This is a genomic window from Blautia sp. RTP21359st1_E11_RTP21359_211015 (assembly GCF_040910705.1).
Taxonomy (GTDB): domain Bacteria; phylum Bacillota; class Clostridia; order Lachnospirales; family Lachnospiraceae; genus Blautia_A; species Blautia_A fusiformis.
The window spans coordinates 1-23,167 of sequence record NZ_JBDGAB010000059.1 but is presented as its reverse complement, the minus strand read 5'-3'; the positions used below and the strand labels follow the sequence as shown (position 1 = coordinate 23,167).

At 44.6% G+C, this 23,167-nt stretch carries 24 protein-coding genes; 2 read left to right on the top strand and 22 right to left on the bottom strand.

Annotated features, from left to right (window positions below):
- From AB5026_RS15900 to AB5026_RS15865, 8 genes are all read right to left on the bottom strand, one after another.
- The coding region (locus AB5026_RS15900) for an L-threonylcarbamoyladenylate synthase (RefSeq protein WP_368213816.1) at positions 1–355 on the bottom strand (355 nt) is incomplete at its 3' end.
- Between the two features lie 12 nt (positions 356–367).
- Positions 368–949 (bottom strand): HD domain-containing protein, encoded by a 582-nt coding sequence (locus AB5026_RS15895; RefSeq protein WP_368213814.1) that lies wholly within the window; start codon positions 947–949, stop codon positions 368–370.
- A 136-nt stretch (positions 950–1,085) separates the two neighbouring features.
- A complete protein-coding gene (locus AB5026_RS15890) occupies positions 1,086–3,344 on the bottom strand; it encodes a DUF2298 domain-containing protein (protein WP_368213812.1) in 2,259 nt (752 codons plus the stop codon).
- Between the two features lie 18 nt (positions 3,345–3,362).
- Entirely contained in the window at positions 3,363–4,073 is a 711-nt protein-coding gene (locus tag AB5026_RS15885; protein WP_368213810.1) for a glycosyltransferase family 2 protein, read from the bottom strand.
- Positions 4,063–6,060, bottom strand: a complete 1,998-nt coding sequence (locus AB5026_RS15880; protein WP_368213809.1) for a hypothetical protein — start codon at positions 6,058–6,060, stop codon at positions 4,063–4,065. The genes AB5026_RS15885 and AB5026_RS15880 overlap by 11 nt, the downstream gene beginning before the upstream one ends.
- A gap of 69 nt (positions 6,061–6,129) precedes the next feature.
- Complete coding sequence (locus tag AB5026_RS15875) at positions 6,130–6,852, bottom strand: N-acetylmuramoyl-L-alanine amidase (protein ID WP_243121575.1); 723 nt, start codon at positions 6,850–6,852, stop codon at positions 6,130–6,132.
- An 82-nt stretch (positions 6,853–6,934) separates the two neighbouring features.
- Complete coding sequence (locus tag AB5026_RS15870) at positions 6,935–8,584, bottom strand: glycosyl hydrolase family 18 protein (RefSeq protein ID WP_368213807.1); 1,650 nt, start codon at positions 8,582–8,584, stop codon at positions 6,935–6,937.
- A gap of 185 nt (positions 8,585–8,769) precedes the next feature.
- A complete protein-coding gene (locus AB5026_RS15865) occupies positions 8,770–9,039 on the bottom strand; it encodes a hypothetical protein (RefSeq protein ID WP_021651392.1) in 270 nt (89 codons plus the stop codon).
- A gap of 359 nt (positions 9,040–9,398) precedes the next feature.
- Here AB5026_RS15865 and AB5026_RS15860 point away from each other — a divergent pair, with 359 nt between their 5' ends.
- Entirely contained in the window at positions 9,399–10,166 is a 768-nt protein-coding gene (locus tag AB5026_RS15860) for an adaptor protein MecA (protein WP_368213805.1), read from the top strand.
- Between the two features lie 106 nt (positions 10,167–10,272).
- Here AB5026_RS15860 and AB5026_RS15855 read toward each other — a convergent pair whose 3' ends face one another.
- Entirely contained in the window at positions 10,273–10,473 is a 201-nt protein-coding gene (locus AB5026_RS15855; RefSeq protein WP_015527179.1) for a DUF1858 domain-containing protein, read from the bottom strand.
- Positions 10,474–10,680: 207 nt separating this feature from the next.
- Here AB5026_RS15855 and AB5026_RS15850 point away from each other — a divergent pair, with 207 nt between their 5' ends.
- Positions 10,681–10,851, top strand: coding sequence for a DUF362 domain-containing protein (locus AB5026_RS15850; RefSeq protein ID WP_015527180.1), 171 nt, complete (start codon positions 10,681–10,683; stop codon positions 10,849–10,851).
- Positions 10,852–10,897: 46 nt separating this feature from the next.
- On the opposite strand, the gene AB5026_RS15845 is transcribed toward AB5026_RS15850, so the two are convergent.
- The 13 genes from AB5026_RS15845 to AB5026_RS15785 all read right to left on the bottom strand — a co-directional run bounded on the left by AB5026_RS15845 (position 10,898) and on the right by AB5026_RS15785 (position 22,739).
- A complete protein-coding gene (locus AB5026_RS15845; RefSeq protein ID WP_022426424.1) occupies positions 10,898–11,467 on the bottom strand; it encodes a MerR family transcriptional regulator in 570 nt (189 codons plus the stop codon).
- A gap of 226 nt (positions 11,468–11,693) precedes the next feature.
- Positions 11,694–13,022, bottom strand: a complete 1,329-nt coding sequence (dnaB, locus tag AB5026_RS15840) for a replicative DNA helicase (protein ID WP_015527183.1) — start codon at positions 13,020–13,022, stop codon at positions 11,694–11,696.
- A 3-nt stretch (positions 13,023–13,025) separates the two neighbouring features.
- Positions 13,026–13,472 carry a 50S ribosomal protein L9 gene (rplI, locus tag AB5026_RS15835; RefSeq protein WP_368213803.1) on the bottom strand — a complete coding sequence of 149 codons (447 nt, stop codon included), beginning with the start codon at positions 13,470–13,472 and terminating at the stop codon, positions 13,026–13,028.
- Between the two features lie 2 nt (positions 13,473–13,474).
- Complete coding sequence (locus AB5026_RS15830) at positions 13,475–15,523, bottom strand: DHH family phosphoesterase (protein WP_022426425.1); 2,049 nt, start codon at positions 15,521–15,523, stop codon at positions 13,475–13,477.
- A 173-nt stretch (positions 15,524–15,696) separates the two neighbouring features.
- Positions 15,697–15,960, bottom strand: a complete 264-nt coding sequence (gene rpsR, locus AB5026_RS15825; RefSeq protein WP_021651398.1) for a 30S ribosomal protein S18 — start codon at positions 15,958–15,960, stop codon at positions 15,697–15,699.
- Between the two features lie 48 nt (positions 15,961–16,008).
- Complete coding sequence (locus AB5026_RS15820) at positions 16,009–16,467, bottom strand: single-stranded DNA-binding protein (RefSeq protein ID WP_368213800.1); 459 nt, start codon at positions 16,465–16,467, stop codon at positions 16,009–16,011.
- A 73-nt stretch (positions 16,468–16,540) separates the two neighbouring features.
- Positions 16,541–16,828, bottom strand: coding sequence for a 30S ribosomal protein S6 (gene rpsF, locus AB5026_RS15815; protein ID WP_015527189.1), 288 nt, complete (start codon positions 16,826–16,828; stop codon positions 16,541–16,543).
- A 115-nt stretch (positions 16,829–16,943) separates the two neighbouring features.
- Positions 16,944–17,138 carry a DUF951 domain-containing protein gene (locus AB5026_RS15810; protein ID WP_022426426.1) on the bottom strand — a complete coding sequence of 65 codons (195 nt, stop codon included), beginning with the start codon at positions 17,136–17,138 and terminating at the stop codon, positions 16,944–16,946.
- Positions 17,139–17,187: 49 nt separating this feature from the next.
- Positions 17,188–17,910, bottom strand: coding sequence for an NAD-dependent protein deacylase (locus AB5026_RS15805; RefSeq protein ID WP_110103217.1), 723 nt, complete (start codon positions 17,908–17,910; stop codon positions 17,188–17,190).
- Between the two features lie 32 nt (positions 17,911–17,942).
- A complete protein-coding gene (gene srtB / locus AB5026_RS15800) occupies positions 17,943–18,761 on the bottom strand; it encodes a class B sortase (RefSeq protein WP_021651401.1) in 819 nt (272 codons plus the stop codon).
- Positions 18,762–18,938: 177 nt separating this feature from the next.
- The gene (locus AB5026_RS15795; RefSeq protein WP_015527192.1) at positions 18,939–19,811 is read right to left on the bottom strand and encodes a phosphoribosylaminoimidazolesuccinocarboxamide synthase; all 873 of its coding nucleotides are present in this window, start codon (positions 19,809–19,811) and stop codon (positions 18,939–18,941) included.
- A 124-nt stretch (positions 19,812–19,935) separates the two neighbouring features.
- The gene (locus tag AB5026_RS15790; RefSeq protein ID WP_368213799.1) at positions 19,936–21,456 is read right to left on the bottom strand and encodes an AAA family ATPase; all 1,521 of its coding nucleotides are present in this window, start codon (positions 21,454–21,456) and stop codon (positions 19,936–19,938) included.
- The gene (locus tag AB5026_RS15785; protein WP_021651404.1) at positions 21,453–22,739 is read right to left on the bottom strand and encodes a VWA-like domain-containing protein; all 1,287 of its coding nucleotides are present in this window, start codon (positions 22,737–22,739) and stop codon (positions 21,453–21,455) included. Before AB5026_RS15785 ends, AB5026_RS15790 begins: the two co-directional genes overlap by 4 nt.
- Positions 22,740–23,167: the final 428 nt, after the last annotated feature.

Genomic DNA, 23,167 nt, shown 5'->3' with positions numbered 1-23,167 from the left:
TGTCCAGTCCTCCGGTTGTTTCCTTTGGCACGATATCTGCCTTGGGAAGGATCATTGTCAGCGGACCCGGCCAGTATTTCTCAGCCAGTATTCTGGCTTTTTCAGGAACCTCCGTAACGATCTTATCCAGGTCACGGATATCTGCGATATGTACGATCAGCGGATTGTCCGAAGGTCTTCCCTTGGCTGCATAGATCTTCATCGATGCTTTCGGATCCAGGGCATTTCCTCCAAGGCCGTATACAGTCTCTGTGGGAAATGCCACAAGCCCGCCATTTTTCAGGATCTCGCCACCTCTGGCAATTGCCTTTCTGTCTATATTCTCCGCTGTCATAACTGCTATTTCTGCTTTCATTTTACGCTCCATTTACTGTCTGATATAAATCCCCTGCTCTTCAATAAAATCTTCCAGATCCTGAAGGGCATCCTGTGCCCAGGTTTCGGATTTCTGAAAAGTCTCCGGGAAAAACATGTCTTTTACTATTTTTTTACCTGTTTCTGTTTTAAAGATCTTCTCTGCACTTTTCTTTATATGTTCTTTATCCAGTCCATCTTCAAAATAATTAACCAGAAAATCAGCTTCCACAAGAATCTGATAATCCAGCCCGTCAATATCCTTATAGGTATGATGATGTCCTACCAGATATTCCACTCTGCGGATCACCCTCTCCTGAAAGCCCAGTGCGGTAAGCATCTCTCTGGCAGCTGCCGGACCTTCTGCTTCCTGCGTCTTTCCATCAGAGCGTCCGTATTTTTCCATACCGACTTTGATCCCGATATCATGAACGAGAGCCGAAGCTTCCAGAACATACATCGTATCTTCGTCCAGACCCTCACTCTGGCCGATCAGTCTTGAAAGATCATGCACCTTCACAAAATGCTGGATATGCTTCGGATCCCCCTGATAATAATGGATCATTTCCATATAAAGTCTGTCGATTCTGTTCATAATATCCTCCTCTCTGCTGCCATCCTGCAACTGTCACTTTTTTCTGTATACTGCTCAGCAGAAATCTCCTGCTGAGCATATCCGTTAACAGATAGCTACATAATAGTTACATTATAGCGTTATTATGGAAAAAATGTCAATCCTGCTCCACTTTCACAATGTAGGTTCCTGACATATCATCTTCAAAGACAATGCTTCCCAGACTCTGAAGAATACTGTCATTAAGCTCTGTTCCGTATTTTTCTTTTTCCTGTCCTCCTACAAAGATATAGGAAATATCATAACGGTTGATCAGTTTTTTTACCGTCTCTGCATCTGTAGATGTATAAATAGTCTGGATGTCCGCACTTTTTTCATTGAGGTCAGGTACATTATTTCTCCAGAGCCATTCATGCACATACCATCCCAGTACGGTCGGAAGCCCCGTAGATGCAGAAACTCTCTCATATCCGGTATAGCTGTCCCCGTTAGCCTCGAGCACCACAGGAGAGCCCTTGATATTCTGCTTCAGCCAGCGGATCGCCGACGCATCCTGAGGAAAATCCTGCTCAAGAAATGTAGTTGCATCCAGTCCCTGATACTCCGAAACCTTCCAGACATCCCCAAACCAGGAATGCACGGCATTTCCGAAATAGCCCACGGTCCAGAGCAGTACAAAAAGCCCCACACCTGAAAGGATCCGGATGATCTTCTGTCTGGATATCACCAGCATACGATAAATCCCATATCCCATTGTCATTCCGAAAAGGATATATGCCTGATACGTCAGCTTGAACATAGTATTGGCTCTGGCATTTCCATTTTCATAAATATCCCGCACATATACAAGCTCCGGGATCAAAACCAGTCCGATAGCACATAAGCCCATGATCACTGCAAAAAGATCCGGAACTGTGATCGCCTCCAGCAGCCTGTAAAGACTTTTTTGCTTCAGTCCCCTCATTTTTTCTGTGATGACAGACAGGATCAGCAAAACAGTAAGGAGCACCGGAAGTCCCCAGAGGATCAGAAGCTGATACCACAGTGAATGATGCTGTGCCAGTGCCACCCCCTGTACCATCGTATCAAATTTCAATGTAAAGGGCAGGATCACCAGATAAGAGAGACCTATGATTTCCACTGCCTGTACGATCGTCACTGCCAGGATCCTGATTATCTTTCCCTCAAATCGTATGATATTTGCGATCAGGACAACTCCACCGGTCACTACAAAATAGATCACAAAATCCCAGTAATTGGTCCACTGGAACATGCCAAGAAAAACGGACGCCAGAAGGATATGCGGCATCAGAAGCTGTCTCAGCCAGAAAACACTGCGTTCCTGTTTTTCAGGCTCAGGCCCTCTTTTTCGGATCATTTTCAGCCATGCATAGAGCATTCCCACCAGAAATGTCACAAACATCACATTTACCACATGGGCATGAAGATCTCCCAGAACAAAGGAATAGCATGGAAATTCATGTATGGTCTTATCACTGTCATTCACCGGATTATACCCTATGTAACGAGTTGCATCCGGGAACCAGTAGCTGGCGGTTTCTGCCACTCCCTGTATCTTCCGGATCAGCGGCAGTACACAACGGTAGACGATATAATGTACATTTCCCGCAATAGATACTGCAATACCTGCAGTAACTCCTGCCAGTAAAGGAATATATTTCTTCTTTCCATCCAGCCGTCCATACAGCCTGTCCTTCGTCATCTGACGGACCAGGGAAAACGGATACACAAAGGCAAACGCTGCCACAAAGGTACGCATCAGATTATAAGTCACTTCCACTCTGCTTCCTGTAAGCTTCGTAAGAAACACTGCAAAATACTGCCCGCCATAGTAATAATTGATGGTTCCCTGTGAATACCAGAGATCACGTGCAGGAAGAGTTTTGCTCCGCATCATGGCCTCCATGAAGCCATAATCCATAAATTTCTCTGTTCCATATGCCTGTGGCCGGAATCCTGCCAGATAAGTCCACAGCAGAAAGATCCCAAAAAACAGAAGCTCCTCCCGAAAGATCAGCTGCATCTTTCCTGACGGATAACATTCAATGCCATGCTTCAGCTGAACATGAAAAAGTACAGCACATAAAATGCCAACAGCCACAGATACTCCTACACACACTGCTGCTGTAAAAGAAAGGATTCCCACCGCTACCAGAAACCAGGTGAGAAATCCGGTAACCGCAATGGCAAGTACCTTTGAAAAAAGCCATCCCCGGTCTTCAAAACCACCAAAAAGCCTTCCTGTGACCGGCATTGCCACCATTCCCATGAACAGTGCAAGCAGCCACCAGGTCCAGAATGTCCATACATCTCCTCCCAGGAGATACGCAGAAAGTACTGTCAGGAGCACTGCTGCAGTCAGCTCCGGAAATAATTCTCTGATCTTTTTTTTCATCCTTCTGTTCCTCCTGTATCAGATCCTGCCCCGCAGACGGATAAAGTCCGCAAATGCCTGTCTTCCGATCTTTATGATCCGTTTCATGTTGATAGAATTTTTTCCGGCCTGTCTCGGTCGGAATGTGATGGGGATATATTCCACATAAAGATGATGTTTTTCATAGATCACGGTCATCAGCACATTGGAAAGGAAAAATCCGCCTGGGATACGCTTCAGTACTTTGGCGAGCTGTTTTCCCTCCATCAGCCGATATGGCGTATTTGCATCTTTTACCCAGGTTCCAAAAATAAGGAAAAGCACAAGCCGCAGTATTCTTGTCACAAAAATCCTGGAAAGCCCATCCTCTCTCTTCTGCCGGTAACCGATAAGAAGCCCGCACTTTTGACGTTTTTCCCAGAACTGCCAGAATTCCTCCGGAAGTGTCTGGCCGTCTGAATCCGTCTGAAAAATATAATCGGCACCTTTTTCTACTGCGTAACGATATCCCCTGAGTATTGTTCCTCCATGTCCTTCATTCGGTTTATCGATTCCGATAAGACGGTCATGATTTTTCTGATAATTCTGTATTTTTTGGTAGGTAGCATCTTTGCTGCCATCATTCAGGATCACCAGGCGGCTGTCCCCGCCGATCCTCTCCACTACCGGATACCATTGCTCGATCACGGTCCCGATATTTTTTTCTTCATTATATGCCGGCATAATGATATATAAGCTGTCATGTTTCATAGATTCTTATTCTCCCATCCTCTGAGGTATACACCAGTGGATATGTCTCCCTGATGATATCCTCACGACATTCCTGCTGTTCAAATTCCATATCCTCCTCAAACAGGATATATGTGATCTTTTCCTGTTTTACGGTAGCTTTCAGTAGCTCCGGATCATCCGTGGTATATATGAGCACTGCCTGGCCGGCACGATAGCCCGTATCGTACCCTGCAGACCATGCATAATAAGGCCATCCGCAATACAGCATGGCACCGGACATAGTGACCTCGTTCATGGTATATTCCGGTGTCAGCAGAAGATCATTTTTCTTAAGATTTGTACTGAGCCAGTCCGTCAGGCTGCTTTCCATATTTACAGTCATCCTGTGTGCGGAATCGTTGTCTCTTAAGATGATCACGTAATCATAGATCCCCGTTGCACTAAGACAGATACAAAGGACCGCTGCCGCTGCGCGACCGGCCCATTTCTTCCAGCTGTTTTTCCCTGCAAGGAAAACACATCTTACGATCCATCCCCAGAAAACTGTCACAAAGGCATAGGAAATCATCACATATTTATGATTGACATTGATGTCCGGAGTCAGAGATACCAGAAATGCAAATGCCATTGGAAGCAAACAGCCCATCAGCACTGCCCGCTGACCTCTCTTCAGAAATACTGCTGCCACGATCATTCCCACAAAGAAAAATCCACTGATCTCCACCAGATACCAGAGTACACCGGAAATGCTTTTATTGTCTGCCAGAAAGCCCCAATAAAAGGATGGACTCATAACACTTCCCGACACAAAGATCTTCGACTGCAGTTCCGAAAAAAGCACTGCCAGTCCGGCACAGATCACATAATCCAGCTTACCGTCAGAAAACACTGCCAGTCCGGCAAGGATCAGAAGGCCGCCGATCAGCGCAGCTCCGTTCCAGAAGGCAGTTAATCCCAGAAACAGTCCCAGAAGGATCGCCGTATCCACATTTCTGCAGATCCAGGCTTTTTTTGTAAAAAAACGGTTACGGACCCACAAAAATCCCTGCTCCTTGTGACTGCATCCGGCTTCCACCCAATCCATAAAGGTCCATACCGCTACAGCTGCCATCAGAAGGCCGAAAGCCAGATGACGCTGGTTCAGATATACATTGAAATTCCATAATCCCCAGTTTTCATTGGTAGTATAACCGATAAACGCCGTATTTTCTTCCAGAGTCCGTACAAGGTCCCCCGCCTGAAGATGTTCCCACAGATAACGCCAGAACGCTGTTCCGCTGCGGAAAAAAAAGAAAACAATGGCAGCTGCCCCTGCCCAGAAGCTTTTGAACATCCGGTAGCTGATCCCGTAAAGCACCATAAGAAATCCCGCCAGAGACAGGATGCTTACCAGATTATATCCCAGATCAAGACGAAGGCCCAGATACTCCAGATTTCCCACAAGGAACTGGAACATAAAATGATATTTCACATCCTGCCCGCCATAATGCGGATACTGGGTAGGAAAATTATTTCCCCTTGAAAAAGATCGCATCATTGCCGTGTGGGGTGCATAATCTCCGTATACCGAAAAGCCGGAGTACAGAATGCCGTCTTTCATATGGAAAACGTAAAACATCATCCAGGTCACAAAAACCGTCAAAATGCCAAAAAGCAGAAGCTCTTTTTTCAGGATCCATTTTCTGCTGATCATCCGTTCGGATATCACAAACATTTTTTGCTGTTTTTTCTTTTTCCACCGGAAGATTCCTGAAAGCAGCAGGATATCTACCAGAAATACGATCAGATTTCCATAAAAAAGAGGATGCTCTGCCCCCGCGCATATGCTGAACATCCAGGAAAGAATATAGACTGCCCAGGTCAGCATCAGGATTCCCATCCCAAACGCTGCCGGCAGGACCACCCATATCCTGTTTCCTCTTTCAGTTGTTTGACGCGGAAACAGACATCCTGCCATTTCCATTCCTGTTAACATACATAATATAAGATAAATGATTCCAAGCATAGGATTCTCCTTAATTCACGTAAAGTATAGCAGAATCACCTTCCTATGAAAAGGCTATTCACATTTTTTTCAATTATTTTCGTTTTCCTTCTGTTTTTTCAGATATGTAACGATTCCATCAGCCACAGCCTCTGCTACCTTTCTCTGATACTTCTCTGTCTGAAGCAGGGCGGCTTCCTCCGGATTTGTAAGAAATCCACATTCTACGATATTGATCACACCCGGACTTCTCTTCAGAAGATAATAGGTTCTGTTTTCTTTTGCCACCCGCGGCCGTGCAATGGAAAGCTTCCGGTTCATGTTTTCCTGGATCGCAAGTGCCAGTTCTTTTCCGCCTTCCGAATCCTCATAATAAAATACCTGCGGACCTTTTACTCCGGGATCACTGTAGCTGTTCTGATGGATACTCACAGAAAGCACCGGTTCATATTTCCGGATCTGTTCAATACGATTCTGCAGATCCTGTGCTTTCATATTTTTTGTACCATTTTCATAAAGACCTTTATCTTCTTCCCGGGTCATTACTACGGCAAGGCCTTTTTTTTCCAGGATCGTTTTTAGCTTCATGGCAATATCCAGATTGATTCCTTTTTCCTTCAGTCCACCGATTCCCACCATTCCGGAATCCACACCGCCATGACCGGCATCCACCAGGATCACCTGATCTGCTTTTATATTTCCGGATACATCTATAAGTCTGCCTGCAGTTTCTGCCGCTTCCCATGACAGAATATAAAAACAGACCAGCATAAGAACTGCCATTGCCAATTCTATGAAATGTTTTTTCAACACAAAACACCCCCGGCATATTTATTTTAATATATGTTGCCGGGAGTGTTTTTAGCATTGTGAAGATCACAATGTTTTCTTCTGTTTATGACAGGTTTTCTGTGATCACGCTCCAGATCCCGCTGTTCTCGAATCCAAGCTTCCACTCTGCCACACCTGCCAGTTTGTATTTTTTGATCAGTTTAACCTTTTCCGCAATAGACTTAGAGTCCTCCAGCCAGATCTGGTATGTGGCACCTTCCCCTTCATAGGTTCCATAATTCTGACTTGTCTTCTTGTCCCAGTATGTTTCTGCTCCGTTATCACTGATCGTCTGCTGTGCCTGATCCATACCGATGGCCTCACTTGTCAGTGCACCGCCATCTGTAGTCTTCCAGAGCCTTGTGTAGAACGGAATCGCAAGGATCGTCCGTTGAGCCGCTACTTCTGAAAGCGTATCCTTAACCCCCTGTTCTACCCATGACAGAGATGCCACAGAACCGGCATCGGAGCCTACGTAATGCTCATCATAACCCATAATGATCACATAATCCACAACCTTGCCCTGCTCCGCACGGTCATAATGACTGGTAAAATCTTCCGGAACCGGATTATCTACAGACAGTACCAAATTATTGGCGTGACACTGGATAGAAAGCTCTCTTAAAAACTGAAGGAAATGGATTCCTACTCCTTCGCTCAAAGATTCAAAATCAACATTAATTCCATCCATTCCTACTTTCAGTGCATAAGTAATCAGCCGATTCTCCAGATTCTGCCTTGAACTGGTTTTTGAAAGAACTTCTTTGGTATTCATGTTCTCATTAAAATTATCCACCAGTCCCCATACCTTCAGTCCTTTTTCATGTGCCTGCATCACATACTCCCCAGATGCAAGACTTGAAATATTTCCGGAGTTATCTGTTACAGAAAACCAGGTTGGAGAGATCACATTCACGCCTGTCATATTCTGTACCGCATCTGCGAAATAGCTGTTTGCATCTGTGCTGGTAACCTGGTGCCATGCCAGGTTCACAGGTTCATCCATGGTAAGATATGTATAGGACTCTGTTTTAAAATCCCTTTCATAATCCGTTGTATCCACAGCACTTACTTTTTTCTTCTGAATATAACCGATGTAACCGTCATCGGTTGCCACCTGATCCCAATCCTCTCCTTCATTCATCAGCCGGAGAACTGTATTCTTCGCCAGTTTGGAAAGGATCGGCGCCTTGATCCCGCCCCGGTAACGGATCACGGTATCTTTCTTCGTGGTCACGGTCTCCACATTGGTAAATTTGTACTGTATCGCAATCCTTGCAGGATCCTGCTCTATATAAGAATCGATATCTGTATACTTTTTTACATAATCCAGTTTCAGATAAACCGTGTCATCCTTCAGCCACACGTTTCCGTCTGCCTTATCTGAAGCCGGTTCCTCTGTGAGACTGGATGGTGTTGCATACAGTATCTTCTTGTTTTCGCTATCCCAGTAATATCTCTGATTCAAATATCCGTTCACTACATCCAGCGGAAGATATACATCTTCTCCTGAGATAAGTGCCTTCTCTTCCAGTTTCTCAGTTCCAAGTATCAACGCAGCCTCACCGTCTGCATTCTGGCCGTAGTATTCTGTCAGATCCATCTGTTTCCTGCTTGGTATAAGCTTATTGATCCCGTAAACAGTCCCTCCGGCAAGAGCGACCAGAACGATCAGCAGACCTACCACAAGGACCGGTATGTGTTTTTTTATCATGTTTTTTTCCTTTCGGTATAAAATGTCATAATTTGCTTTATTATAACATATCTTGTCTACATTTCGTTATAAAAATCGACTTTTAATAATTTTTCACAATTTCTTTAGAATTTCGGTTCCCCGCATGGTATGCATGAGTGCAGGGGATGATCGTTATCCGGGGAACCGTTTTTTCTTATGTACGGTCATTCTTTGCGAATAAGATCAAAGCTTACACAGGCGATATGGCCGTCTTCATCTTCCGTATAATCCCGCATATAGACCCCGTTTTCCGCAATCTGACAGGCTTTTGCGATTTTTTTCGGAGTGCTTGGTGCTCCATTGAGATAAAGAGAAACTCCGTTCTCACGATAAAGCTCCAGCTCCCTTCGAAGGGGTTTTGCGGATTTCTTTTTTTCCTGTGATATATTTGGCGTATCCCGACCTCCTTTCCTGGTTAGATTTTCAGAAAACACCAGCAATGGTTCTCGAAAAGCTGCAACTTCCCTGTTAGGATGATACTTGTAATAAAATATAAATAATAAAATGGGGGAAATTTCTCTGTGTACCGACAGACTCGCCGATGAATTTCACACAGAATCCTTATCTTCAGAAAAATATGACTTTAAGTTATCGTTACTGTCTTCTTGCTTCCGGGAGGAGACAGCTTTTCTGCTTTTCATTATACCTGATTTCCCTTCAGATGCAAGTCTTTTATAAAAGAATCAGAAATTTTCTTTTTTCTCCGGTTTCTACATCTTTACATCTTGTGTATAACTGTTATATAATACAGTATGTAAAAGATTAAATTTATTTACCTATAGGATGTGATCATATGAAAATAGAAAAAATCAATGAAAATCAGATCCGCTGTACCCTGACGAAAGAAGATCTGGACAGTCATCAGATCCGTATCAGCGAACTTGCATACGGTACCGAAAAAGCCAAACGTCTCTTTCGTGATATGATGCAGCAGGCACAGATACAATTTGGTTTTGAAGCAGATAATATTCCTCTGATGATCGAGGCTATTCCTGTCAATGCCGAAAGTATTATCCTCATTATCACTAAAGTGGAAGATCCTGAAGAACTGGATACACGTTTTTCCAAATTTGCACCCTTCAAGGGCAACAAACCTTCCGATACCGTAGAGATCGATGGCGCTGACAATATCATCGATATCTTCCAGAAGCTCTGTGAATCCAAGCTTAAGGATCTTTCACAGAAACCGGAAGAAAAAAGGGCGGAAACTTCCGCCTCTCAGACAACAGAAACTTCGGATGCATCACAGCAGCCGGCTGAGAGTTCTGTAAAGCTTATACGCCTGTACTCTTTCCCGGGGCTGGATGATGTTATTGCCGCATCTCATGGTATGAATGGTTTCTTTACCGGTGATAATACTCTCTATCGTGAAGGAGAAGACGGTGTCTATCAGCTGGTACTTCATCAGTCAGACTGTACACCTGAAGAATTTAACAAGGTCTGCAATATCCTTTCCGAGTATGGCATCGGCCGCGCATTCACACCAGCCGGTGAAGCCTACCTCAGAGAGCACTGTGCACTGATTGCTGATCATGCACTTCAGAAGCTTCTGAATATCTGACAAACCAAATATCCTACAGACAAACAAACCGCTGTCGGAATGCGATCCATATGATCTGCATTTCCCGACAGCGGTCCTTTTGTTTCAGCAAAAAAGCTTCTGTTTATTACTCACCAAGAAAATCATTGATCTGAGCTACGAGGACATCTGCGTCCAGGCCATGGACCATTGCTGCTTCTTCCAGAGATTCCATCTGTGAAGACGGGCAGCCAAGACAATGCATTCCTGCTCTCATCAGGATCGGTGCGATATTCGGGTCTACAGTGAGCAGTTCTCCGATCAGCATGCTCTTTGTAACTTTTGCCATGATTGTATTCTCCTTTACTGTTTTATCGAAATATTTCATTCCGTTCTGCTATTATAATACGAATCCGGAATGGAATCAACGGGTTACGAATTTTCAGTTTTGTTTATAAATTTATACTTGTATTCTTTATGCAGATATATTAGAATGGGAATAGAATCCCTGGTAGGGGATACATACAATACACAATTTAAAAGGAGGATATCAATTATGGCATATGTAATTTCTGACGAGTGCGTTAGCTGTGGAACATGTGAGGGTGAGTGCCCGAACGAGGCTATTTCTCAGGGAGACGAGCATTATGTAATCGACGCAGACGCTTGTGTTGACTGCGGAACATGCGCTGAGGCCTGTCCAGTTGGTGCTATCTCTGCTGAGTAATGCATCATTAGCTTGATAAGCTGCTATAATGAATGAGGCTGCCGGTTTACCGGCAGCCTTTTCTGTTTTTTTTATTCTTTTTTCCCTCACAGGAAGCTGCCGCTTCTCTTCTTGCCTGCTGCTGCCTGCGGATCGCTTCATCCAGAGAACGACACCGGTACTCTCCTTCTTTCTTTCTCTGCATTTCCTCACGGATCAGGCGTTCCATGATTTCCTGAAACTCCAGTATCTTATCGTTATCTGCTCCGCACTTCTCTGTATTCCCGGATTCCGTTTTTTCCATGAACTCCTTTTCAGATCCCGTTTTTTTCATTGGGATATCTTCAAGCTCAACAGCTTCTCCATCCAGGATCCTGATACCAGATTCTGAAAAATCCGGTGTATCTGCCTTTCTTGCCTCCGGTGGGATCAGTGTACGGATTGCTTTCAACTGAAGTCCTTTACTTTTCAGCTCATTTATTTTAAGAAAAAGCTGGATATCAAACGGTGTATAATAGCGATGTCCCAGTTCATTGCGTCCGATCCGAAGCTCCAGTTCTTCCTCCCAGTAACGCAGGACATAAGATTTCACTCCGGTCAGTGTTACGGCCTGTCTGACTGTATATCTTTTTTCCATTGTGAACGCCCCCTTATATAGAGATTCACTGCTGCTGTCTACAGTATAACCCCTGAGATCAGGAAATAGCAAGAATAATCGGTTGACATAATTTTACCAAATATGACTCTTTGCCTATATCCATAGCATCCCGAACTCCACGATCACACAGACAAAAATACAAAAGGCCATCAGGATAACTATAAGCTTTCATCCTGACAGCCTTTCATTTACCGTCTGCACGGCTCTATTTTTTCATATTTACAAACTGGGTATATCTCGGCAGCCATACCAGCTCCACAGTTCCGATCGGGCCGTTTCTCTGCTTGGCTATGATAATTTCCGCAATGTCTTTCTTCTCGGTATCTTTGTGATAATAATCATCTCGATAGATAAACATGACCACATCCGCATCCTGCTCAATAGCTCCGGACTCTCGAAGATCTGAAAGCATTGGTCTGTGATCCGGTCTCTGTTCCACTGCACGGCTAAGCTGTGATAACGCAATTACCGGTACATCGATCTCTCTTGCCAACGCTTTCAGCGATCGTGAAATATCTGAAATTTCCTGCTGTCTGGAATCCGATTTTCCACTTCCGCTCATCAGCTGAAGATAATCGATCATGATGATCCCCAGATTATGCTCAAGCTTATATTTTCTGCATTTGGAACGAAGCTCCGCAATGGAGATTCCAGGTGTATCATCAATAATAAGATTGGAGCCACCGATAATATCCGCTCCTTCTACCAGCTTCGTCCAGTCCTCATCTTTCAGATTTCCGGTACGGAGATTCTGGGAATCCACGTGAGATTCCATAGCAAGAAGACGGTTTACCAGCTGCTCCTTGGACATCTCCAGACTGAAAATAGCCACGGTCACATCTTTACGAAACGCCATATACTGGGCAATATTCAATACAAAGGCAGTTTTTCCCATGGAAGGTCGAGCTGCGATCAGTACAAGATCGGACGCGTGCATACCGGAAGTCTTATAATCCAGATCCACAAATCCGGTCGGGATCCCGGTAACGGAGCCCTTCAGCTTGGAAGCCTTCTCAATATTGCTGACTGCATTCAACACAACCTGCTGGATCGGCACATAATCGCTGCCATTTGTTCTCTGCAAAATATTAAACAGCTTTTTCTCGGATTCCTCAAGTATGGTTTCCGTACTGTCCTTTTCCAGATAACAGGCATTGGCAACTTCTTCCGTAGTCCGTATCAGCCGACGGAGAACTGCCTTTTCGCTTACGATATTGGCATAGTATTTCACATTGGCTGATGTAGGAACTGCTGCGATCAGATCACGGACATATTCCATACTGCTGATGTCCGGCGGAAGCTCTTTCTCCTTGAGACGATTCTGCAGAGTGATCAGATCTACCGGCTGTCCTTCATTGCAGAGCTCCACCATGGCATCAAAAATGATGCCATATTGTTTTTGATAAAAATCATCACTGGTCAGGATCTCGGAAGCCACCAGGATCGCATCACGATCCAGGATCATGGATCCGATCACTGACTGCTCTGCCTCAATGCTGTGAGGCAGAATCCTCTTGATCAGTGCTTCTTCCATTGATTACGCCTCTTTTACCCAGACTTTGAGACTTCCGGTTACCTTCGGATGAAGTCGTACCGGAATATTGGTAACACCCAGGTTACGGATCGGATTCTCCAGCTGGAGCTTTTTCTTATCGATATCAAGATTCAGCTGTTTTTTGGCTGCCTCTGAGATTTCTTTTGAGGATACAGAACCGAATGTTCTTCCGCCTTCACCTACCTTCAGAGTAAGGATAACCTCCTTTGTGGAAAGCTCCTCTGCAAATGCCTTGGCAGCGTCCAGGTTTTCCTGTGCAACCTTTTCTTCATTTGCCTTACGGAGTTTCAGGTCATTGAGATTCTTGGATGTAGCTTCAACACCAAACTTTTTTGGCAGGATCATGTTTCTTGCATATCCGTCACTTACATTTACGATCTGTCCCTTTTTACCCAGGGATTTAACATCTTCCAGAAGAATTACTTTCATTTCTATTTGTCCCCTTCCTGATATAACTGGTCTATAATTTCTTTCAGCATTCTTTCGGTCTCATCCATGGTGTCTTTCACCTGTGCACCGGCAATATTCAGATGTCCGCCGCCGCCCATCCGTTCCATCATGACCTGTACATTCACTTCATCAATGGCTCTGGCACTGATGTAAACCTCATTATTATAGCTGGTAAGAACAAAAGATGCCTTGACTCCTGCGATATTGAGCAGCTCATTGGCCGCCTGTGCTCCTACAACGGTAGGACTTTCCAGACCTTCACTCGGACATCTTGCAATGGCAAAATAATCTCTGTAGATCTCCGCAGTACGAACTGCCTCCGCTCTCGCCTTATAGGAATCAATATTATCCCGGAGCATCTTACGTACACGTGTCACATCTGCTCCGCATCTGCGCAGGAATGCTGCTGCCTCAAAGGTACGCACACCCGCTCTTGTTGTAAAGTTGTTGGTATCGATCATGATACCCGCATAAATACAGTCCGCCTCAATACTGCGAAGCTTCAGCCCGTCTGCAAAATACTGCAGGATCTCTGCGATCATCTCGCAGCTTGAGGATGCATATGGCTCCACATAGGACAGAACTGCATTCTGGATCACCTCGCTGCCGCGGCGGTGATGATCCAATACCACAATGGTCTTTGTCATATAGAGAAGATCCTGGCATTCGGTATAGCTTGGCTTGTTGGTATCCACCACAATTACTACCGTATTATTATCCACCAGTTCTTTGGCCTGATTACTGTCCACAAACATGGACGGCTCATAATCCGGATTCTCCATAAATCCACTCATCAGCGGCCGAATGGATGTGGTCGGATCATTGATCACAATATGCACCGGCTTACCAAGAGTCTTACCGGCACGGTAAATACCGATCCCAGCTCCCAGAGCATCCACATCTGTGATCTTGTGTCCCATAACCACCACTCGATCCTTGGTGCTCATAAATTCCTTCAGAGCCTGAGCCTTCACTCGTGCCTTCACTCGGGTTGATTTCTCCATCTGCTGTGCCTTGCCGCCAATGTAGGTAATATTATTTTCATTTTTGATCACTACCTGATCACCGCCACGGCCCAGTGCCATCTCAATGGCAATTCTGGCATATTCGTAATTCTGGATATACGTAGAAGCATTCAGACCGATTCCAATACTTAATGTCACAGCCATTTCATTTCCGATGTTAACCGTCTTAACCTCATCCAGGATATGAAAACGCTGTTCCTTCAGTGTTTCCAGTGAACTCTGGCGCATGATCAGAAGATATTTATCTTTCTCCAGTTTCTTCACAAGGCCGTCAAAGTTGGAAAAATACTTAGTGATCTTTCGGTCGATCAGTGCGATAAGCAGAGATCTTCTCACATCCTCCACGCTCTCCAGTGCTTCTTCATAATTATCCAGATAAGCCAGTGCTACAACAAGCTTGTTATCCTCATTTTTCTGGATGTATTCCTTAAGCTCTGTTTCATCATAAAGATACATGGCGATCAGACTGACATTCTGGGACATATTCTCCAGAATATCCGCATGGCTGACTACTTCACCCATAGTCACCCGCTGCATGGAAACCCGATAGATCCGATCCCCGAAATGTATACTCATCTCGGAAATTTCCGGTTCATCGGCTACAGGAAGCTTGTCCGGAGTAATATCCGGGAAAACTGTGCTGATATTTTTTTTATAAAACTGATCTCTCCCCGTGATCTCTGAAAAAATACGGTTGGACCAGATCATGCGGCCTTCCATATCCATAATGGCATAAGGAAGCGCCAGTTCTTCCAGCATCCGCTTTTCTACCACATCATACTGATTGGCAAATGCGATCATATCATTGATGATCAGCGGTTTGTGATATCGAAAAAGCTGTACTGCGATAAAAATATAGATCACAGTACCTACAGACACCAGAATTCCGGCCTTTACACTTACAATAAACACCAGCAGGTCCAGCAGCACGACCAGGACCGAAAGGTACAGCGGCCAGCGCATGAAGTGTTTCATAGGCCCCTTGAATTTAACTTTGTTGTTCATTGCTTTTTCCTGTTCTTAATGTAATTTAACCCACAAGTTATTTAACATTATACCAGATTCCTTATTATAATTCCATAGCAATGATAAAATCTGTTTTGCTCATAAAAAAAACAGGGCCGCTGCTTCCAGATGACTGCTCATCTGTTTCGCAACGACCCCGTATAAGATCAGAATTAGTCCTGAACGTATGGCATCAGGGACATATGACGTGCTCTCTTAACAGCAACTGTCAGTGCTCTCTGATGTTTCGCACAGTTACCTGTAATTCTTCTCGGGAGAATTTTACCTCTCTCGGAAACATACTTTCTTAACTTTGCTACATCCTTGTAATCGATCTCGTTATTCTCTTTACCGCAGAATACACAAACTTTTTTTCTTCTGCGTCCGCCTCTTCTCTTCATCGGAGAATCTGGTCTCTCGCCTCTATTGTAAGCCATGATTGTTTCCTCCTATCTTATTCGTCTCATCTGTCTTGATCAGATGTTCTAATTGAACGGCAGCTCCTCATCAATTCCATCTGGAATGTTCATGAAGCCGTCGGCGCTTGCTGCGCTCGGACTCGGCATAGACGTTGCAGGTGCTGCCTCTGTTCTCGGATGAGCTGCTGCATAGCTGTCGCTTGATGCTTTGCTCTCAGCAAATTCCTGATCCTCAACAACAACCTCTGTCGTATAAACCTTCTGTCCCTCACGGTTCGTATAGTTTCCTGTCTGGATACGTCCCGTAACTGCAATTTTCAGTCCCTGTCTGAAATACTTTTCCGCAAATTCTGCTGTACGTCCGAAAGAAACACAGCTGATAAAATCAGCACTTGCCTCTCCGTCACGACGGAATCTGCGATCAACTGCCAGTGTATATCTGGCGATTGCCAGGGCATTTTCTCCTGCGGAATATCTTACCTCAGGATCTCTTGTCAAGCGTCCCATTAATATTACTTTGTTCATCGTTCTACCTCTCTTATGATTTCACTTAACTGAACAGGTTCTTAATGGTGTTTTCAAAAATCCGCTGCAAAAATTATGCCTCTTTCTTGACAACCAGGTATCTTAATACATTGTCCATGATGCGGACATGTCTCTCGATCTCCGCCGGGCACTGAGAATCTGCTTCAAACTGAATAAAATAGTAGAAGCCTTCATGCATTTTCTGAATCTCGTAAGCTAATTTCTTCTTACCCCATTCTTCAACTTCTGTGATCACGCCGTTGTAACGTGTGATGTAGCCTTTTGCTTTCTCAACTACAGCGTCACGTGCTTCGTCCTCAAGCTTAGCGCTCACAACTAATGCTAACTCGTACTTGTTCATGCTTGTCTTAACCTCCTTATGGTCTTTTGGCCCTTTGCCTGTCAAAGAGCAAGGATATGAAATATATCACGATTGTTGATTCTAGCACATCTCTCCCGTGATGTAAAGCATAAATTTAATTTTTTTCAATTTTTTTCAAATCTCGTGTATTTTTCTCAACCAGCTTACGTGCCACCATGATCTGATGTCCGCAGCCCTTGCATTTCAGGCGGAAATCCGCTCCTACGCGAAGGATCTCCCATTCTTTACTGCCACAGGGATGAGCCTTCTTCAGTGTGACAATATCTCCAACTTCATAATTTAATCCCATTTGATACTCCTCATTTTTAATTTGCAGATTATCCCAGGTTCCCATATTTTCAGACTCTTATCTGAGAAAACACCTGCCCGATCGGTTCTTTAATAAGAAGATCCGCATATTTATCCCTCGGTGTCGGTGCCTTGTTGATCACCACCAGATGATTTCCCCGGAAATAATCGATCAGGCCTGCTGCCGGATATACCGCCAGAGAAGTTCCCCCAATGATCAGCACCTCCGCCTCTGAGATCACTCTTACTGATTCCTGGATCGTATAGTCATCCAGCCCTTCCTCATAAAGGACCACATCCGGCTTGATCATGCCGCCGCAGCTACACCGCGGAACACCTTTCGATTCCTTCATATATTTAAAATCATAGAATTTCCCGCATTTCATACAATGATTTCGGTAAACGCTTCCGTGAAGCTCCAGAACCTTTTTACTTCCTGCCATCTGGTGAAGATTATCGATATTCTGAGTGATCACAGCCTTCAGCTTTCCTGTTTGCTCCATCTCCGCCAGCTTAAGATGTGCCGCATTCGGTTTTGCAGTATCACAAAGCATCTTATCTCTGTAAAATTTAAAGAATTCCTCAGGTTTTCGCATAAAAAATGTATGGCTTAAGATCGTCTCCGGCGGGTAATCATATTTCTGGTTATACAGTCCGTCCTGGCTTCGAAAATCCGGGATCCCGCTTTCTGTTGAAACACCTGCGCCGCCGAAAAATACAATATTTCTGCTCTCATCAATGATCTTTTGTAATTTTTCTATCTCATTTCCCATATCATTTCCTCCCAAACTTATCCGCAAAAGCTCTACTGTGGGTTCACCGCATTCACTCTTTTTCCCTGTACCACAAAACGTGTTGCCTGATTGCCGGTACAGGTTGATAATGTAACGATCTTATCCTTCACATTGGCTTCACTTGCAGTGGCATCTGTTCTGATCTCCGAATTCTGGAACATTTTTTTCTCATATTCCAGAAACTCTTTGCCAGGTCCTTTAAATAAGGTATACGTATCGCTGTTTACAGAAGTCGTATACGCTGCAATGATCTCATACCGGTAATCTTTTTCCGGTGTGAGGATCCAGAAATATTTGCTAGTATTATAAAGCGTCTCATCCGCTCTGTACTTTTTCAGCATTCCAAACATGGAACCATTCTTCATGTTGTGTCCGTACACCAGGGTATTACAATCGCTGAAATCTCTTTTGTTCTCATAATCAATAAAGATCGTTCCCGCAAAATTATAATTTTTCTCATATGTCTGGTGCAGATAAAAATTATTATCCTCTCCCTGTACCACCGGATAACTGATCTCAGGCAATGCTTCCATATAGATCCAGCCGATCACATCCTCATTGATACTCCTGAGAGAATCAAAATCAATGCTCACAGGTGCTACAGGCTGTTCATCCGGCTGATCTATCTCTTCCACCTGGTCCGGATCACGTTCTGTCACTGCCATTTCGGAAATGCTGTTATATTCATCGGTTCCTTTTTTATATTCTGTATAAATATGATAAAGGTTAAAAGCTGCATAACAGAAAATACAGATTGCCACGATCAGAACGATCGTCAGAATATGATCTCCAACTGTTTTTTTCTTTTTCACCTTGTTTTTCCTGCTCATAATCACACTCCTTTAAATCTGTCAGGATCATCTGGTTTCTGTATTTATTATAAATATCCCTCCGTTTTCTTGCAACCGTTTTGTTTTTGTCCTGTTTTATACAGAAAGAAGCCGCCTCGGAATGGGCATCCGAAGCGGCTTGTAAGGTATATTCTATTTCAGAGCTGCTGTTATTTTTCAGGCCAGTTCTTTTCCTGTAAGCATTTTGTATGCCTGGAGATATTTCTCAATAGTCTTGTCAACGATCTCCTGCGGAAGTGTCCAGTCGTTGTCCGGATTGGCTTTCAGCCAGTCACGTGCAAACTGTTTGTCAAAGGATGGCTGACCATGTCCTGGTTCATAGCCTTCTGCCGGCCAGAAACGGGAGCTGTCCGGTGTCAGCATCTCATCACCGATAACCATGTTTCCGTCCTCATCAAGACCAAACTCGAATTTTGTATCTGCAATGATGATTCCCTTGCTGAGTGCATACTCTGCACATTTTTTGTAAAGAGCAATGGTGTTGTCACGAAGCTTTTCTGCATACTCGCGTCCTTTTCCTGGGAAGTATTTCTCAAGATGATCGATACTCTGCTCAAAGGAAATATTCTCATCGTGATCACCGATCTCAGCCTTGGTAGATGGTGTGTAGATCGGCTCAGGCAGCTTGTCGGATTCCTTCAGTCCCTCCGGAAGCTTGATGCCGCATACAGTGCCGTTCTCCTTATAGCTTGCCCAGCCGCTTCCTGTGATATATCCACGTACGATACACTCGATCGGAAGCATGTTCAGTTTACGGCACATCATGGATTTTCCTTCGAATTTCTCCTGCTGGAAAAACTCCGGCATATCCTTGGTATCTACAGAGATCATGTGGTTCGGAAGAATGTCCTCAGTCATGTCAAACCAGAATTTGGACATCTGGGTCAGTACAGCACCTTTCTTTGTAACTTCGTTATTCAGAATTACGTCAAAGCAGCTGATACGGTCTGTTGCAACCATGATCAGACTGTCTCCATTGTCATAGATCTCACGTACTTTACCTTCTTTGATTGGTTTTAATTCCTGCATGTTCTCACACCTCATCATTCGGTTATTTGATTTTTGTTTTCGACACCGTTACCGTATCACCTCACAAGCCCTCCTGTCAAGATATCAGGCCCCTTTCAGTCATAAGTATTCGTTAAGGGATCATTCATATTTCTAATAGTGATGCACATTCCTCCTGAAGCTTTTTCTCCTGTTTCCGGTAAAGAAGCTTCTCACTGCAGGCAAAATAAGGATCACAGCCATACTCTCGGATAAAGGCCGCCGCATGGCTGTTCCGGATCAGTCCGGTGACAAAAAGCACCGTTTCCTGTCCGTCCCCGAAGCATTCCTTCATAAATGCAAATGCCTGTTCCAGCTCCCCGCTGATCTTTTTCGCACAGGCCTTTCTCTTCTCCGCCATTTCCGTAAACAGCTGCCGGATCCGTTCAAAGCCAGCCTCTGTTTCTGTGATATGCTCCTTTCGGATAGTAAGGCTGAATTCCTCCAGAGTGCGGATCACAAGCTCTTCTGTAGTCTGCTGATCTGCGGTAAGAAGCTCCGCCTCCAGACGGACAGCCAGACTTTTCTTCTTCATATCTGTAAATTCATCCAGCGCTGTCATGTCCTTTTTATCCTGAAGAAAAGCTTTCAGATGCAGAAGTTCCTGATAAACAGCACCTGTCTCACCATCCATCTTCTCATAGGTCAGAAAACCTCCGTTCAGACCGTCAAGCAGAAGCCCTGTCACAAGGAAGCGTTCCTCAAAGGAAGCTTCCTTCGCCATTTTTACCTTTTTCTGCTGTTCCTCCTCCGGCATCTCTCCGGAAAGCAGACGTTCCAGGCCATAGTCCTCTCCGTACTTCCGGTACAGCTGATAGCTGGCAAAAAAGCTTCTTGCGATCTCCTCTCTGCATAAATACTCCCCGACCAGATTCTCTGTGATCTCCACGCCCAGCTCCTCATAAGCCTTCAGGATCTCAGACAGGTCTTCCCAGCCTCTTGCTGTCACGAAGAATTTCCCGTCCACTGTATTTTCCACAGAATAAAAATGATCCTTTTTCATGCCGAGATAAGCCAGGATCGATCCGTGGATCTCCTTTTTCCAGGCATACTCCATCCACACCTCAAGATCTGCCTCGATATCCATCCTCCGCACACGGTCCAGTGTTACAATATCAAACTCCCGGACCGATTTATTATATTCCGGAGGATTTCCTGCTGCCGCGATCAGCCATCCTTCCGGCACACTGTGGCTTCCGAAGGTCTTGTTCTGAAGGAACTGCAGCATGGTAGGCGCAAGTGTCTCGGAGACACAGTTGATTTCATCGATAAACAGGATTCCCTCCTTCTTTCCGGTACGTTCCATACAATCATACACAGAAGCAATGATCTCGCTTAAGGTATACTCTGTGATGCTGACCTCTTTTCCGTTGTAGCACCGGGTCACGATCCTTGGCAGTCCTACCGCACTCTGTCTTGTATGATGGGTAATGGTATAGGCTACCAGACCTACATTACATTCCTCTGCCACCTGCTCCATGATCGCTGTTTTCCCGATTCCGGGAGGCCCCATAAGCAGGACGGGACGCTGCCGGAGTTTGGGAAATGTGTAGCGTCCGGCTGCATCCTTCCGGTTGTAAGCCAGTAAGGTATGTTTGATCTCTTCTTTTGCCTCTTTTATGTTCATGTTCTGTAACGCACTCCTTCCTGTTCTGCCACAAGCCGGATCGCCCAGGGCGGAACAAGCTCCATTTTTTCTGTTTTATGTAAAAATACAAAGGCCGTTTCATAATCCGGTTTGCTTCCGGGATATATCCCATCCCCGTCTGTAAAATAGATCAGAGCCTTAAGACTGCGGATTTCTTTTTTCTCCTGCTGCTCCTTCACATACCGGAACACCGGCCGGAAATCTGTTCCGCCCCGGCCCTGTATGGTGATATTTTTGCTGTATTCCTTCCATTCTTCCTCGGAATGGATCACCTTAACATCCTGGATACAGCAGTCACACTGGATCAGGTACACCTTCATTTTATGGAAAAAATTCTCTTTTTCACTGAGAATGGAATACGTTTCTCCAAGGAATCTCCGCACAGTCTCTCCATCACAGGAGCCGGAAGTATCAATGGCGATCACCAGCTCCTCCAGACGGTTCACTTCCTTATATTCCAGCGGCTCGATCAGCGGAAGATTTCCATAATGCTCCATCCCGTAATTATAAAAAATATAATCAAAGCTTTCCGTATCCAGCTCCACCTCTTCCCGCAGCACAGAAAACTGACGGAGAAATTTTTTGTAATCGTATCTTCCGGATCTTACCGTTCCTGCCTCTTCCTTCTGGTCCCCTTTCTGACTTCCCCGCCGTTTCCGGTGATCCTGACGGTTTGCGGCAGTATAGGAAAGAAGCTTGTTCCATTTTTCCTTTGTTCTTTTTCCTTTTTCTCCTGTGCAGGCATCCCATAGTGAGTGATCATCAAAATGGAACGCTTCTTCCATCTCTTCCAATCGAAATGGAAATACCTGATCTTTCAGTTTCTGGCAGATCTTTTCTGCGGAATCCGCGCCGTTTCCAAGCATATGGAAAACTTTTTTCCGGATTTTTTTTTCATTTCCACCTGTCTCCAGAACCGGGATCTTTTCTCTGGAAATGATCTGTTCCACCGCAATATCACAGGCTAGGTTCCATAAACGTCTGTCTTCCTGATTTTCCCGAAAAAGATGCAGATACAGGCAGTGCAGCAACATATGCAAATACCCTCGTCGCACTGCCTCCGGCTTTTTCACATAAAGTTCCAGCAGATATTCCGGAGAAAAAAGGAAGAACTCTCCGTCTGTTCCAATGGTTCTGGTCTCTTCCGAACCCTTCCCGGAAATGCAGGCAAAAGCACCGTCCAGATATGGAAAATAGTAGTACAGTTCGTTCCTCACATTTTCCAGGATATGTATTCCCAGTTCTTCCTGATTCCGGTCCACCGAATCCGCCTCCTGTCCTTCTGATCAAACTATAGCACTCCAAAAAAATACTGCACACTCTTGACAACAGGACTATGATAGAGTCAAGAGGTGATTATTATATTACATGATGAAACACGTAAACTACTTATTGAAGCTTGGAATAAAACGCACAATGCAAAAGAAATCCCAGAGTGTTTTTCTGTGAATACCAGTACTGTTTACCGCCTGGAAAAACAAATGCGTGAAACAGGTTCTGTAAAAACAAGAACATCACAGAGAGGACGTAAACATGCCCTGACACCGTAAGATATCCAAAATATTGACCGGGTGGTTCAGCAGGAACCAGATATCACAATTGATGAAATCATCGATAAACTTGGTCTGCATGTTTGTAATGAAACAGTCCGCAAGGCAGTTATTAAACTCGGGTATTCTTACAAGAAAAA

What these genes read in the sequence shown, in the direction of transcription:
- AB5026_RS15850 (WP_015527180.1), top strand. Translation starts at nt 10,681, where the DNA reads ATGGCATATGTAATTTCTGACGAGTGCGTTAGCTGTGGAACATGTGAG.
- AB5026_RS15790 (WP_368213799.1), bottom strand. Translation starts at nt 21,456, where the DNA reads ATGAACATAAAAGAGGCAAAAGAAGAGATCAAACATACCTTACTGGCT.
- AB5026_RS15895 (WP_368213814.1), bottom strand. Translation starts at nt 949, where the DNA reads ATGAACAGAATCGACAGACTTTATATGGAAATGATCCATTATTATCAG.
- AB5026_RS15860 (WP_368213805.1), top strand. Translation starts at nt 9,399, where the DNA reads ATGAAAATAGAAAAAATCAATGAAAATCAGATCCGCTGTACCCTGACG.
- srtB (WP_021651401.1), bottom strand. Translation starts at nt 18,761, where the DNA reads ATGAGCAGGAAAAACAAGGTGAAAAAGAAAAAAACAGTTGGAGATCAT.
- AB5026_RS15820 (WP_368213800.1), bottom strand. Translation starts at nt 16,467, where the DNA reads ATGAACAAAGTAATATTAATGGGACGCTTGACAAGAGATCCTGAGGTA.
- AB5026_RS15805 (WP_110103217.1), bottom strand. Translation starts at nt 17,910, where the DNA reads ATGGGAAATGAGATAGAAAAATTACAAAAGATCATTGATGAGAGCAGA.
- AB5026_RS15830 (WP_022426425.1), bottom strand. Translation starts at nt 15,523, where the DNA reads ATGAACAACAAAGTTAAATTCAAGGGGCCTATGAAACACTTCATGCGC.
- AB5026_RS15810 (WP_022426426.1), bottom strand. Translation starts at nt 17,138, where the DNA reads ATGGGATTAAATTATGAAGTTGGAGATATTGTCACACTGAAGAAGGCT.
- AB5026_RS15890 (WP_368213812.1), bottom strand. Translation starts at nt 3,344, where the DNA reads ATGAAAAAAAAGATCAGAGAATTATTTCCGGAGCTGACTGCAGCAGTG.
- AB5026_RS15885 (WP_368213810.1), bottom strand. Translation starts at nt 4,073, where the DNA reads ATGAAACATGACAGCTTATATATCATTATGCCGGCATATAATGAAGAA.
- rpsF (WP_015527189.1), bottom strand. Translation starts at nt 16,828, where the DNA reads ATGAACAAGTACGAGTTAGCATTAGTTGTGAGCGCTAAGCTTGAGGAC.
- AB5026_RS15845 (WP_022426424.1), bottom strand. Translation starts at nt 11,467, where the DNA reads ATGGAAAAAAGATATACAGTCAGACAGGCCGTAACACTGACCGGAGTG.
- rplI (WP_368213803.1), bottom strand. Translation starts at nt 13,472, where the DNA reads ATGAAAGTAATTCTTCTGGAAGATGTTAAATCCCTGGGTAAAAAGGGA.
- AB5026_RS15795 (WP_015527192.1), bottom strand. Translation starts at nt 19,811, where the DNA reads ATGCAGGAATTAAAACCAATCAAAGAAGGTAAAGTACGTGAGATCTAT.
- dnaB (WP_015527183.1), bottom strand. Translation starts at nt 13,022, where the DNA reads ATGGAAGAAGCACTGATCAAGAGGATTCTGCCTCACAGCATTGAGGCA.
- AB5026_RS15870 (WP_368213807.1), bottom strand. Translation starts at nt 8,584, where the DNA reads ATGATAAAAAAACACATACCGGTCCTTGTGGTAGGTCTGCTGATCGTT.
- AB5026_RS15855 (WP_015527179.1), bottom strand. Translation starts at nt 10,473, where the DNA reads ATGGCAAAAGTTACAAAGAGCATGCTGATCGGAGAACTGCTCACTGTA.
- AB5026_RS15880 (WP_368213809.1), bottom strand. Translation starts at nt 6,060, where the DNA reads ATGCTTGGAATCATTTATCTTATATTATGTATGTTAACAGGAATGGAA.
- rpsR (WP_021651398.1), bottom strand. Translation starts at nt 15,960, where the DNA reads ATGGCTTACAATAGAGGCGAGAGACCAGATTCTCCGATGAAGAGAAGA.